This is a genomic window from Epilithonimonas lactis (assembly GCF_900110605.1).
Taxonomy (GTDB): Bacteria; Bacteroidota; Bacteroidia; order Flavobacteriales; family Weeksellaceae; genus Epilithonimonas; species Epilithonimonas lactis.
The window spans coordinates 126,975-139,792 of record NZ_FOFI01000003.1; the positions used below are offsets into that span (position 1 = coordinate 126,975).

General features: G+C 38.2%; 10 protein-coding genes and 5 tRNA genes. 5 read left to right on the forward strand and 10 right to left on the reverse strand.

What is annotated here, in order from left to right:
- Positions 1-7: 7 nt before the first annotated feature.
- From mtgA to BMW39_RS10235, 6 genes are all read right to left on the reverse strand, one after another.
- Positions 8-655 carry a monofunctional biosynthetic peptidoglycan transglycosylase gene (mtgA, locus tag BMW39_RS10210; protein WP_034975109.1) on the reverse strand — a complete coding sequence of 216 codons (648 nt, stop codon included), beginning with the start codon at positions 653-655 and terminating at the stop codon, positions 8-10.
- Between the two features lie 205 nt (positions 656-860).
- A tRNA-Arg gene (locus BMW39_RS10215) sits at positions 861-934 on the reverse strand.
- A gap of 33 nt (positions 935-967) precedes the next feature.
- Positions 968-1,042: transfer RNA gene (locus tag BMW39_RS10220), tRNA-Pro, on the reverse strand.
- Between the two features lie 88 nt (positions 1,043-1,130).
- A tRNA-Arg gene (locus tag BMW39_RS10225) sits at positions 1,131-1,204 on the reverse strand.
- 32 nt (positions 1,205-1,236) lie between these two features.
- Positions 1,237-1,311: transfer RNA gene (locus BMW39_RS10230), tRNA-Pro, on the reverse strand.
- Positions 1,312-1,332: 21 nt separating this feature from the next.
- Positions 1,333-1,419, reverse strand: a tRNA-Ser gene (locus BMW39_RS10235).
- Between the two features lie 134 nt (positions 1,420-1,553).
- Here BMW39_RS10235 and BMW39_RS10240 point away from each other — a divergent pair.
- From BMW39_RS10240 to BMW39_RS10250, 3 genes are read left to right on the forward strand one after another with little or no spacing between them, the layout of a single operon-like run.
- Positions 1,554-2,561, forward strand: a complete 1,008-nt coding sequence (locus tag BMW39_RS10240; protein WP_034975111.1) for an N-acetylmuramoyl-L-alanine amidase — start codon at positions 1,554-1,556, stop codon at positions 2,559-2,561.
- A 1-nt stretch (position 2,562) separates the two neighbouring features.
- Positions 2,563-3,108: a GNAT family N-acetyltransferase gene (locus BMW39_RS10245; RefSeq protein ID WP_034975113.1), complete on the forward strand. Its 546-nt coding sequence runs from the start codon at positions 2,563-2,565 to the stop codon at positions 3,106-3,108.
- 30 nt (positions 3,109-3,138) lie between these two features.
- Positions 3,139-3,804: a hypothetical protein gene (locus BMW39_RS10250; RefSeq protein ID WP_034975115.1), complete on the forward strand. Its 666-nt coding sequence runs from the start codon at positions 3,139-3,141 to the stop codon at positions 3,802-3,804.
- Positions 3,805-3,844: 40 nt separating this feature from the next.
- On the opposite strand, the gene prmA is transcribed toward BMW39_RS10250, so the two are convergent.
- Complete coding sequence (prmA, locus tag BMW39_RS10255) at positions 3,845-4,672, reverse strand: 50S ribosomal protein L11 methyltransferase (protein ID WP_034975117.1); 828 nt, start codon at positions 4,670-4,672, stop codon at positions 3,845-3,847.
- Positions 4,673-4,802: 130 nt separating this feature from the next.
- A complete protein-coding gene (locus tag BMW39_RS10260; RefSeq protein ID WP_034975119.1) occupies positions 4,803-6,602 on the reverse strand; it encodes a TonB-dependent receptor plug domain-containing protein in 1,800 nt (599 codons plus the stop codon).
- A 151-nt stretch (positions 6,603-6,753) separates the two neighbouring features.
- On the opposite strand from BMW39_RS10260, the gene uvrA reads away from it, so the two are divergent.
- Entirely contained in the window at positions 6,754-9,540 is a 2,787-nt protein-coding gene (uvrA, locus tag BMW39_RS10265; protein ID WP_034975121.1) for an excinuclease ABC subunit UvrA, read from the forward strand.
- Between the two features lie 335 nt (positions 9,541-9,875).
- Here uvrA and BMW39_RS10270 read toward each other — a convergent pair whose 3' ends face one another.
- The gene (locus tag BMW39_RS10270; RefSeq protein ID WP_034975123.1) at positions 9,876-10,544 is read right to left on the reverse strand and encodes a YceI family protein; all 669 of its coding nucleotides are present in this window, start codon (positions 10,542-10,544) and stop codon (positions 9,876-9,878) included.
- A 398-nt stretch (positions 10,545-10,942) separates the two neighbouring features.
- On the opposite strand from BMW39_RS10270, the gene BMW39_RS10275 reads away from it, so the two are divergent.
- Positions 10,943-11,824: a polysaccharide deacetylase family protein gene (locus BMW39_RS10275; protein WP_034975125.1), complete on the forward strand. Its 882-nt coding sequence runs from the start codon at positions 10,943-10,945 to the stop codon at positions 11,822-11,824.
- Between the two features lie 141 nt (positions 11,825-11,965).
- Here BMW39_RS10275 and BMW39_RS10280 read toward each other — a convergent pair whose 3' ends face one another.
- Positions 11,966-12,736 (reverse strand): TIGR02757 family protein, encoded by a 771-nt coding sequence (locus tag BMW39_RS10280; RefSeq protein ID WP_034975127.1) that lies wholly within the window; start codon positions 12,734-12,736, stop codon positions 11,966-11,968.
- Positions 12,737-12,818 lie beyond the last annotated feature (82 nt).

Here is a 12,818-nt window from a genome sequence, read left to right on the forward strand (position 1 = left end):
AAAGTAATCATTTCAGAACAATGTTATTCATCTGTCTCATGATCCACTTATGTTTTTTGTTGAGATACGCACTTGGATTTTTAGGATCATATTTCTTGGGATTTGGTAAAACTGCTGCAATCCAAGCCGCTTCACTTTTAGTCAGATCTTTTGCTGGTTTGTTGTAGTAATATTGAGCAGCCGCTTCCACACCAAACACGCCTTGACCCATTTCTATGACATTCAGATATCTCTCAAGAATAATATCTTTTCCCCAAATCTTTTCGATGATGAAGGTGTAGATCGCTTCCAAGCCTTTTCGCAACCAACTCCTACCTTGCCAAAGGAAAACATTTTTTGCAGTCTGCTGAGAAACCGTACTTCCGCCACGCACGACTTTGCCCTTCTTATCATTCTTTTGCATCGCCTTTTCTATGGCTTTGTAATCAAAACCGTTGTGGTTGAAAAATGCTTGATCTTCGGATGCCAGTACCGCTTTTTTGATGTTGGTTCCCATATCATCATAGGCAATATAATCCCGTTGCATTTTCCCGTACTTGAAGACACTTCCCAACTGTGTCCATGTAACAGGCGGATTGAAAAATATACCAAAGATCACGAAAAGTATATTGGCTATAATAAGGATAAAGACCAGTTTTTTGATAAGCTTCCACATACTGCAACAAATTTTCAGCGAAAATAAAACAAAAAAATATTTTATCCGATCAAATCTCTACAAAGAATTTGAGATCTATTTACATTTAGAAATTGGGAAAATAAATCTTTATAATAAATAATGTCGGTAAAGTAACTTCGACAGGATTCAAACCTATAACCTTTTAAAAACAAAAAACCTCACAATAAAAATTGTGAGGTTCTTGTGAGCGCGTCAGGATTCGAACCTGAGACCGTCTGCTTAGAAGGCAGATGCTCTATCCAGCTGAGCTACGCACCCATTTGTAATTTTTTCGAAAATCACTAAAAATTGTCGGGGCGGCAGGATTCGAACCTGCGACCTCCTGGTCCCAAACCAGGCGCGATGACCGGACTACGCTACGCCCCGAAAATTAAAAATATTTAATATCACCTAGCGAAATAAATATCTAGCTTTGCGATATAAAAAAAAGAGACCAAGAATGATCTCTCTTTTGTGAGCGCGTCAGGATTCGAACCTGAGACCGTCTGCTTAGAAGGCAGATGCTCTATCCAGCTGAGCTACGCACCCATTTGTAATTTTTTCGAAAATTACTAAAAATGTCGGGGCGGCAGGATTCGAACCTGCGACCTCCTGGTCCCAAACCAGGCGCGATGACCGGACTACGCTACGCCCCGATAAGTCATCTTTTTTAGCTGCGGAGAGTAAGGGATTCGAACCCTTGGAACCGTTTCCAGTTCGCTTGTTTAGCAAACAAGTCCTTTCGGCCTCTCAGGCAACTCTCCTTGCAGTTTCAGTGATATATTCTATCCCGTTATTGCGAGTGCAAATATAGAAGACTTTTGCGTAACTACCAAAAAATTTTATTTATTTTTTTTCTTATTTTTGACTCATTAAATATAACCCAAAACAGACACGAATGCGTAATTCATTATATCTCATAACATTAGGATCATTAATCATTTCCTGCGGATCCCAACAAAAAACTGTAAAAAGTAAAACTCCGGTAAAATCTACCACGCCAGTTGCAGTTGTTCCTATAAAAAAACCAGAAATCAAACAGGATGAAGGCGACTATTACAAAGTCAATATTGCGGATATAACGAAAAATGACAACACGATAAGTTATGGTTCTATAGTAAGCGCCAATCCGGCAGGATACAAAGTGACCAAAACATATTTTCCTTCTGTCGGGCAGAATTTCCGCCAACGCTATGTAATTTTACATCATACAGTATTAAATGATGAAAAATCAATCTCAACTCTTACACAACAAGCTGTAAGCGCCCATTACCTTGTGAATACATTGCCAGATAAAGAAATCTATCAATTGGTGGATGAAAACAAGCGCTCTTACCATGCTGGAATTAGTTTCTGGAGAAAGGACCAACAATTAAATGATACTTCCATAGGAATCGAGATCGTGAATATGGGTTACACCGTCGATTCTACAGGTCTGCGGGTTTTCACGCCGTATCCAGAGGAGCAAATCAAAAAAGTAGCCGCTTTGGTGAAGGATCTTGTCGTTAGATACAACATCCAACCAACCAATGTTCTTGCTCATTCCGACATTGCCCCAACCAGAAAACAAGACCCAGGTCCACTTTTCCCTTGGAAGAGACTTTACGACGAATATCAAATCGGGATGTGGTACGACGAAACCGCGAAACAGACTTTCCTAAATCAAATCTTAACAACCAACGAAATTACTTTACAATATAATAATCCTGAATTTGTTTCCAGAGTTCAACAACAGTTGGCTCAGTTTGGCTACGCATTGAATGTGAATGGCGTTTGGGACAAAGCTACAAAGCAAACGATTGAAGCTTTCCAATTCCACTTCCGACCAATGAATTACAGTGGGATTATGGATGCGGAGACTTTGGCAATTTTGCAGGCTTTGATTCAGAAGTATCCGCAGAAGTAAGATGAATATTATTTTAAAAACTGAAAGATTAAATTTAAGACCGATTTCTGAAAACGACATTGAAAATATTTTTGAACTACAATCTTTAGAGCAAACTTCCAAATTCAATACTTCGAAATCCCCGAGTGACATTAATGAAACCAAAATTAATGTTGAGAAATGGATTGCGGAAAACAATAAAGAAAATATCAAGCATTTTACATTTGCAATCGAATTGATTGATGAGGAAAAATTCATCGGGTTAATTGGATTGCATTTAGGGAAAGAACATTATAAGAATGCCGAAGTTTGGTTTCAATTGGATTACAGATTTTGGAACAAAGGTTACGCAACAGAAAGCTTAAGAAAAATTATAGACTTTGGTTTTGAAACCTTGAAGTTGCACAGAATCGAAGCCGGTTGTGCTGTTGATAATATTGGCTCATTCAGCGTTTTAGAAAAAGTGGGGATGTTGAGGGAAGCACACATGAGACAATTATTACCTTTAAAGTCTGGTTGGTCGGATAATTACGGATATGCGATTTTATCAACTGATGAGAGGAAATAAATACTGTGAAATTTAAAAACTAATAACAAAATGAATTTTCTGAAAAAATTATTTACCTCACAAAAAGAACTGAATTTAGAATTTTATCAATGCGAAAATGGATTACATAAGCTAGGAGGGAAATTCCCATCTAACTTTATAATTCCAAAAAATGATTTCCTAAGTGGGTTTCAATATGTAGGTTTTATAAATAAAGGCGATAATTATTTTGATTGGATTCCTTTCGACATTCATCTTATTTGTCCTATTTATTTGGATATAGAAAATGTATTTTTAGATTATTCAAATCCTTTTGCTCCGATAATTATTGAGCCTAAAAACACAAGCGAAATAACTTCGGCTTTTGATGACTTAGAAAAAAATTCTATAGTTGAATTTCAAGAAACAAAACTCTCAATTCGAGAATTCGAAGGAATTACAGATGATAATGAATTTGATATATTAGGGGTTGCTGGAAAAGCAAATTTCTTACAACACGAAGACATTCCTATTTGTCCTAAAAGTGGAAAGAAAATGAGATTCCTATGTCAATTTTTAACTTTTAATAATATTGCAACCGAATTCACAAATGTAGAATGTGAGGATAAATATATGCAACAATATTTTGAACATATGAATTTCTGGTGCGATGGAAGTCTATATGTTTTTATTGAACCAGAAAGCAAAACTTTATGTTATTACATTCAAAATACTTAAAAATAAAAAGCCTCAGAAATTAAATCCTGAGGCTTTGTTTTTATTTACTCAACAACAAAGAAACCCACTCTTCTCTCTGGATTTTCTTTTCAAGCTTCAGATTTTGTTCTGTGCAAACTTCCAGAATATCTTCCACATCGAAGAAGCAAAGTCCGGACAACAGTAGTTTTCCGCCATCTTCCAAAACGGAAACATAAGTCGGGATATCGGAAATCAAAATATTTCTGTTGATGTTTGCCAGGATGATTTCGAATTTTTCTTTGCCAAGATTGTCAGCCGTTCCCAGCTCGATATCCAATTCTACATTATTTCGCACTGCATTTTCTTTGGAATTCTCTACAGACCATTCGTCGATGTCGATGGCAACGGTTCTCCCCGCTCCTTTTTGTTTGGCGAAAATAGCCAACACCGAGGTTCCGCAACCCATATCAAGCACTTTTTTGTCCGCCAAATCCATATCCAACATTTGCTGAATCATCAGGTGCGTCGTAGGATGATGCCCAGTTCCAAATGACATTTTTGGCTGAATCACAATCTCGTGCATATTCGGGTCGGAGTCGTGAAATTCGGCTCTGATAAGGACTTTATCTTCCACATTGATGGGTGAGAAATTCTTTTCCCATTCTTCGTTCCAATTGATGTTCGGCATTTCTTCGTAGGTGTATGAGATCTCGACATCATCATTTTGAAGGAGATAGATATTTTTCAACTCTTCTTCTTTGAAAAGGTCTTTTTGAATATAGCCCAGGATGCCGTCATACTCTTCTGTGAAGCTGTCAAAACCGATTTCTATCAGTTCTGCCATCAATATTTCGTTCCAGGGTTGTAGAGGTTTTATTTTAAAATTGAATTCAAGGTAAACTGCCATTGTTTAATTTTTTGCAAATTTAGGTTAAAACCACAAAGTCACGAAGTTTTTCACAAAGAACACAAAGAATTTTTACGTTTAGAAAACTTGTGAACCTTGTGCAGAACCTTTGTGTCTTTGTGGTTAAAAATTAATTCATTTTAATTTGATACGTAAATCCGACGTGAAACCACCTTCCCGGCATAGGAACCAAGTTTGTTTCCACATATTTTGTATTCGTCAGGTTGTTGATTAAAACATAAAAATTAAGGTCTTTGTATCGAAAATTGATTTGCTCATCCAAGACATTATAACTTCCAAGATTCACACGTTCCGAATATTTATAAATCAATTGATTGCTGAAATATTTTAAGAATTTCACATCCACTTGCGCTACAAACTGATGTCTCAAATTCTGCAAAGCGTATCTGGAAAGTTCCTCATTTTTATATTGATTATCAAGATAGGTGTAGCCCAAACGATAATTAAGGAATGAGAACAATTGATGTTTAAATTCAGTTTCAAAACCTTTAAGATGAATCTTTCCTACATTTTCCGCTTTCCAAGGACTTTCTGGCGTTTCTTTCAGCCAATCGATTCCATTATCTGTATTTCGGATGAAACCACTGACTTTCGCCAATATTTTTTCATTTTGAAATCGATATCCTAATTCCGATGAAATGGCAGACTCAGGAACCAAGTTTGGATTTCCAATTTCCGCCGGACTCACGTAATACAAATCGGTGAAAGTCGGAATCCTGAAACCTTTGGAAACTGCACCGAAAACTTTATGATTGGGATTGAAAATAAAACCAACATCCATTCCCGGATAGAAAAAATCCTGCCCTGAATAATTCGCCCAACTCGCGCCAGGATTGACTTCCAGTTTTTGATTGAAGAATTTGAACTGATGGTCAAAAAATACCTGCGTCACATCCCGTTCTCTGTCGCCGAGATTACTGCTCGCTAGATATTCTTTTCTGTAATCCACGCCAATTCCTGTGGTTCCAAGTGACGATTCGTAAGTCGCATTCACCGTTCCGCCGACATTATTTCCAATGTGCATATTTCTGTAATAGGACGGATTTTGACGGATAAAAAGATACATATCCTGCCCTCTCCGCCAATAAACACTTGAGTTCACAGACAATTTATCAAACCTTTGCTCATACTGTAAACTTACCACAGAAGCCTGTGTTTCCTCATATTGATTGATGGCGGTTGGCGATGCGTAAAATCCATTGGCTCCAAATTTCTTCTCAGAAAACCCAGCCTGCAAGCTTAGACTTCCATCATTCAGCTTTAATTTATTTTGATAAAAAAAGTTTCTGATTTGATAATCTGTATTGAACCGATAACCGTCCGAAGCGCCATTGCTAATGGTAAAAAGATTCGTGAATTTCTCAGAACCAAAGGTTGCAGAAGCTGACAAATCGTAAGTTTTGAAATCACCGCCTTGCGCTTTTATCGTCACTTGCTCTTCGGAAGATGATTTGGTGACTATATTAATAACACCTGCGTAAACATTCTGTCCATAGAGTTTTGCCGATGAACCTTTCATAATCTCTACCCTTTCCACCGCCGAAATATCAAACGGAAGGTTGAAAGTGTTATGACCAGTCTGAGAATCATTCATCCTGATACCATTTACCAAAATCAAAACCTGCTCAAACGAACTTCCCCGAATCGTAATATCGCTCTGAACACCGTTCGAACCTCGTCTTTTGATATCCAACCCCGAGTGAAATTGCAACAATTCATCGATGCTGGTCGCAGGACTGTTTTGGATTTGTTGCTTGGTAATGACCGTCACATTTTCGTTCACATCATTATACGGAATCGATAAAAACCGACCTTGCAAATTCACCTCATCGATTTCGTTTTCTTTGTTCTGCGCAAATCCATTGATTGACAAAACGACAACCGACAAAGCCACAATTATTCTCTTCATAGTTTATTTCCTTTCAGATAATCGGGCGCAAATATAGAGATTAGCCTGAGTTAAGTCGCTAAATTCATTAAGAAAATCTTAATAGTTTAAATCCAAAATCATATTCCAATTCGATATAATTTTCCGTAATTTTGTAGGTCTCATTTTTACTATGGCTACAACAACCGACATCGATATCAAGAAATTTCTTTTCGTTAAAAACGCGCACCTTAACAACCTGAAACACATAGATGTTCTCATCCCGAAGAACAAACTGATTGTGATTACGGGCGTCTCGGGAAGTGGAAAATCCTCACTGGCTTTCGACACCATTTATGCCGAAGGACAGAGGCGTTATGTGGAAAGTTTGAGTTCCTACGCGCGTCAGTTTTTGGGTAAATTAGAAAAACCAAAAATCGATGATATCAAAGGTTTGGCGCCGTCTATTGCGATTCAGCAAAAGGTGATTTCGTCCAATCCGCGTTCAACCGTTGGAACTTCTACGGAGATTTATGATTATATGAAGTTGTTCTTTGCGAGAGTTGGCCGAACTTATTCCCCGATTTCCGGCGAAGAAGTGAAGAAAGACAGCGTGACGGACGTCATCGATTTCATTAAAAATTCGAAGAAAGATTCGACGTTTCTGCTTTTGGCTCCTCTGTCATTTGATGCGGAGAATTTTGCCGAGCAACTGAAAACCCTGAAAGTTTCCGGTTTCACAAGATTAGAAGTGAACGGAAATGTAGCTGGAATTGAGGATTTGGAAAGTTTTGGATTTGTGCCCGAGAAAGATATGACGATTAATCTGGTCATCGACAGGTTCAGTTATGAGGAAGATGAGAGTTTCCTTCAAAGATTGGCAGATTCTATCCAGATGGCTTTCTACGAAGGTCACGGCTATTGTTCTCTGAAAAATACAGACACCGAAAAAGTACGGGATTTCTCGAATAAATTTGAATTGGATGGCATTGTTTTCAATGAGCCGACTGTACATTATTTCAGTTTCAACAATCCTTACGGCGCTTGCCCGACTTGCGAAGGTTACGGAAAAGTGATTGGCATTGATGAAGATTTGGTGATTCCGAACAAAAACCTGTCGCTTCACGAAGATGCAGTCGCGTCGTGGCGTGGCGAAAGTATGAGCGAATGGAAAAAGGATTTCATTAAAAAGAACAAAGACTTCCCTATTCATAAGCCTTACCACCAGTTGACCAAAGAACAAAAACAGTTACTTTGGAGAGGTGACAAAACGAAAACGTTCCCAAGCATTGATAATTTTTTCAAAATGCTGGAGGAAAATCTTTATAAAATCCAGTACCGCGTGATGCTTTCGCGCTACCGTGGTAAAACACTGTGTCCGACTTGCGAAGGATTGAGATTAAGAGAAGAAACGAGCTGGGTGAAAATCGATGGACACAATATCCAATCGTTTATCGAATTGCCTTTGGATGAATTTCTTCCATTAATAAAATCCTTAAAACTCAACGAGCACGACAGAGAAATTGCCAAACGACTGACCTACGAAATCGAAACCCGACTGGAATTTTTGACGAAAGTTGGTCTCGGATATCTAACCTTGAACAGAACTTCGAATACACTTTCCGGTGGAGAAAGTCAGAGAATCAACTTGGCGACCAGTTTGGGAAGTTCTTTGGTTGGTTCAATTTATATTTTGGATGAGCCGAGTATTGGATTACATTCCCGAGATACAGAAAATCTGATTGGCGTTTTGAAGCAACTTCGAGACCTCGGAAATACCGTAATCGTTGTCGAACACGATGAAGATGTGATGAAATCTGCGGACCATATTATTGATATTGGACCTGAAGCTGGTTACCTCGGCGGTGATTTGGTTTTCAACGGTAGTTATGACGAGATGATGAAATCCGATACGCTGACTGCTAAATATCTGAGTGGCGAGATGGAAATCGAAGTGCCTAAAAAGCGTAGAAAGACTAAAGAATATATTGCCATCAAAGGCGCTCGTCAAAACAATTTGAAGAACATCGACGTGAATGTTCCATTGGAATGTTTGACCGTCATCACAGGCGTTTCCGGAAGTGGAAAATCGACTTTGATGAAAGAAGTGATGACGAATGCGATTCAAATCCAACTCGGAATGGGTGGAAAAAAAGCGGATTATGACTCCGTGGAATTCCCTTCAAAACTGATTCAAAATATCGAATTGATTGACCAAAATCCAATTGGAAAATCGTCCCGTTCCAATCCAGTCACTTACCTGAAAGCTTACGACGACATCCGTGACCTTTTTGCGAAACAAAAATCAGCGAAAGTTCAAGGTTTGAAGCCAAAACATTTTTCCTTCAATGTGGACGGCGGACGTTGCGACGAATGTAAAGGTGATGGTGTAATCACGGTCTCAATGCAGTTTATGGCCGACATCGAGCTTGAATGTGAACACTGCCACGGAACACGTTTCAAGAAAGAAATCCTTGAAATCAAATACGACGAGAAAAACATTTCCGACATCCTTCATATGACGGTTGACGAGGCTTTGGAATTCTTCTCAGAAAACCACGAGGAAAAAATTGCGACTAAGATAAAACCTTTGCAGGACGTTGGTTTGGGTTATCTTCAACTCGGGCAATCCTCTTCTACCCTTTCGGGCGGTGAGGCGCAGAGAGTGAAACTGGCATCGTTCCTTGTGAAAGGTGTGACCACGGAGAAAACGCTTTTTGTTTTTGATGAGCCATCAACAGGATTGCATTTCCACGACATCAAAAAATTATTGAAATCGCTTCAGGCCTTGATAGAATTAGGACATTCGGTGGTCGTGATTGAGCATCAGCCAGATATTATGAAAACGGCAGACTACATCATCGACATCGGTCCGAATGCCGGAAAATACGGTGGCGAAGTTGTTTTTGCCGGAACGCCCGAGGATTTGGTGAAGGTGAAGGAGTCGGCTACGGCGAAGTATGTTGCGGAGAAACTATAAAACAACAGACTTATCCACAAAAAAATGTGGATAACTACAAAACTTTAACATTTAGTTTACATTTCGTATTGTTTTTCTTTCTAAATTTACATCAATAAGATTAAGGAAATCGTTATGAAAACTTATCTATTTTCAATCAGAATCACTCAAATTTATTTGATATAAAAATCAAAGGATAGCACCGTCGGCTATCCTTTTTTGTTGTTGTTTAACTAAAAAAATGAGATGTCTTTATCTACTGAGCCGGCTCCTAAAGGGTCGGTTCTTTTGTGTCTATCAAATAAAAAAGACTGTCTCTTTCGATACAGTCTTCTCCTTTTCACTTTTAAAATCTATTATTTAGCAGCATTTACGTTGATGCCAATTTCGATGTCTTTGCTAATCATCCATTCAGCTGGGTCGGTTTCGTCTGTCCCGAATTTAATTCCCCAATCGGTTCTGTTCACTGTAAATTTGGCTTCTACAGCCGCTTTACCTTCCGTCACAGTCACTTTTGCAGGGAAAGAAACGTTCAGCGTTTTTCCTAGTAAAGTCAAGTTTCCGCTCACTGTTTTGTTAGAACCTGCTACAGCATCTTTTGGAAGTTCTCCCGCCAAGTCCGCTACAGAAGTGATTTTGAAATCAGCAGTTGGATTTTTGGTCACGTTGAAGAAATCTTCATTTTTCAAGTGTGCTTCCAGGTCAGCCGGCTTTTTGTCCGCTTCAGTTACAGACGCTGGGTCTACTTTCAAAGTCGTCATATCGATTACGAAATCTCCGGAGGTTACAGCATTGTCAGCAACCGTTATTTCGCCAGATTTCAAGTTCAAAGTTCCCCATCTTGGTGCGAAACCACCTTTGTGGAAAGCTTTCCAGTTCACGTTGGACGTCGCCAAATCTACTTTGTAAGCATCTCCGGTTTTCGCTGCAACTTCTTGCGCGTCTTTCACAGTTTCTTTTTTGTCATTACAAGCAGTGAACAATAATGCCGCTCCTGCAAATGCCAATACGGTTAATTTTTTCATAGAAAATTATTTTGATTAAACTTTTTTAGTGCAGCAAAAATAAGACCTTAAACAAAGAACAGACGTTGATGTACATCAAGAAAGGTACTACTTATATTTATTTGGGCAGCTTTTCCGCCTTACACTCCCGCTATTTTTTGCCCTCGCCAGATTGCAGCCGCAAAAAAAATGAGCTCCGTTCAAGTCGGGCTGCGAAAGATTCCACGTTTTAAAGCATCTTAAATTTTAACACAATTTCAAAATATCAATAAAAAGCAAATACAAAAACATAAATAGTTGATTATCAATTAATATTTATTTTTAAAAACAGTCTAAACTAAAGGATTTCGGCATCCAATTTGATTCTAAATTTTAACTTAATTAACATTTTTTAACAACTTTAAATTCCATTATTTACAATGAAAAAAACTTTTGCGGAAAAATCAAATCTGTTGGTTTTTCTTGGGACTGCTGCCTTAATCTCTACAGCAGTATTTTTTTTGAAATCCTGTAACAAAAAATCAGAAAAAGAAGAGGCACAAATTTCAAAAGATATCAATTCAGAAAAAATCGTCCCCAACTCAGCAAAAGTTATCTCCGCAAAACCCGATGTTCCCGACGACCCTAACAAACGTTACATTTACTTGACGTTCGATGATGGGCCTAACAGAGGAACGAGCAACCTTTTGAAAATCACCGATAAATATCAAATTCCCATCACAGCTTTTGTCGTTGGAAAACACGCGTACGACAGCAAAACCCAATCAAAAGAATTGAAGGAACTGGAAAGTAACAAACTCGTTGAGATTGCGAATCACAGCTACACGCACGCCTTGAACCGATATTCTGACTTCTACAAAAATCCGGAAAATGTGATTCACGACTTTGACAGAGCAAGAGACAGCCTGAAATTCAAAAACAAATACGCCAGAACGCCCGGACGAAACATCTGGAGAACAGCAAACATAAACAATACCGACATCAAAACTTCAAAATTAGCAGCAGATGAATTACAACAAGCCGGCTATGTTTTGGTAGGTTGGGATTTGGAATGGAAACCAACGAACGCGATGAAACTGAAAGGCACTCACAAGGAAATGACAAAACGTGTGGACAGCATCTTCTTCAACGACTTGGAAAAGACTTCCCGACATCTGGTCTTCCTGACGCACGACCAATATCTTCAGGACGATGATTCGGTTCGGGAATTGGATTTGTTCATTTCAGATTTGCAGAACAGCAACCGTTTTGAGTTCCGGAAAATCTCGGAATATCCTAATATTAATGATATTTTGAAATAATTTTTAAACCACAAAGGCACAAAGGTCTTTGCAAGGTTCACAATTTTTATTCTTTATGTTTTAAATTGGTTTTATCATATTTCTATGACAAAAAAACTTTGTGTGCTTCGTGAAAAAACTTTGTGTCTTTGTGGTTAATCTTTATTCAAACTCTTTAGAAACGCCCAATCCAAACAAAGCAAAATCGTAAATCGCAGGGTCAGCAGAATTATATTTTCGAAGAATCAAATCCAATTCTTCCACAGCTTTCCAATCGTTTTGTTTTCGGGTTAAGATTCCTAATTTTCTGGAAATATTTGCCGTATGAACATCCAATGGAACAGATAAAAATCTGGCATCAATGTTTTCCCAAATCCCAAAATCGACGCCTTTTTTATCTTTCCGAACCATCCAACGCAGAAACATTATCAATCGTTTTGAAGCCGAATTTTTGTAAGGTGAACTCACGTGTTTCTGTCCGCGGTGTTGTTCTGAAACGAATTGGTTTCGGAATCGTTCAATCGAATGATAGAAATTGGTTTCATCTTCGTTGATGAGAAACGCGTCTTCGAGACTTTCAAATTGAGAATAAATGCGTCGGAAATTTCTCAGAAAAAAAATAAAATCTTCGTGGTTGAAAGTTCTGTGAATTGCTTTCTGTGGAATCTTATCCAAATCACTTTCTATAAAATTCATTACAAAATCGTAAGGTGAATTTCCCATCAATTCCATCATTTTATTAGCGTCATTGATGATTGATTTTCGATTTCCCCAAGCGATACTTGCGGACAGAAAACCTGCAATCTCGATATCTTGCTTCAAAGAAAAACGATGCGGAATCTGGATTGGGTCATCATTTATAAAATCCGGTGAATTGTAGAGTTCTGCTTTCTCATTGAGCAAATCGAAGATGTCTTTTTCTTTTAAATTCATAATCAGTTGCAAATTTCTGCAAAAAAATTGTCATTCTGCAAGAATCTCTACAAAGGCTGTTTAGATTCCTACGGAATGACAA

What these genes read in the sequence shown, in the direction of transcription:
- BMW39_RS10245 (WP_034975113.1), top strand. Translation starts at nt 2,563, where the DNA reads ATGAATATTATTTTAAAAACTGAAAGATTAAATTTAAGACCGATTTCT.
- mtgA (WP_034975109.1), bottom strand. Translation starts at nt 655, where the DNA reads ATGTGGAAGCTTATCAAAAAACTGGTCTTTATCCTTATTATAGCCAAT.
- uvrA (WP_034975121.1), top strand. Translation starts at nt 6,754, where the DNA reads ATGGCTACAACAACCGACATCGATATCAAGAAATTTCTTTTCGTTAAA.
- BMW39_RS10250 (WP_034975115.1), top strand. Translation starts at nt 3,139, where the DNA reads ATGAATTTTCTGAAAAAATTATTTACCTCACAAAAAGAACTGAATTTA.
- BMW39_RS10280 (WP_034975127.1), bottom strand. Translation starts at nt 12,736, where the DNA reads ATGAATTTAAAAGAAAAAGACATCTTCGATTTGCTCAATGAGAAAGCA.
- BMW39_RS10275 (WP_034975125.1), top strand. Translation starts at nt 10,943, where the DNA reads ATGAAAAAAACTTTTGCGGAAAAATCAAATCTGTTGGTTTTTCTTGGG.
- prmA (WP_034975117.1), bottom strand. Translation starts at nt 4,672, where the DNA reads ATGGCAGTTTACCTTGAATTCAATTTTAAAATAAAACCTCTACAACCC.
- BMW39_RS10270 (WP_034975123.1), bottom strand. Translation starts at nt 10,544, where the DNA reads ATGAAAAAATTAACCGTATTGGCATTTGCAGGAGCGGCATTATTGTTC.
- BMW39_RS10260 (WP_034975119.1), bottom strand. Translation starts at nt 6,602, where the DNA reads ATGAAGAGAATAATTGTGGCTTTGTCGGTTGTCGTTTTGTCAATCAAT.
- BMW39_RS10240 (WP_034975111.1), top strand. Translation starts at nt 1,554, where the DNA reads ATGCGTAATTCATTATATCTCATAACATTAGGATCATTAATCATTTCC.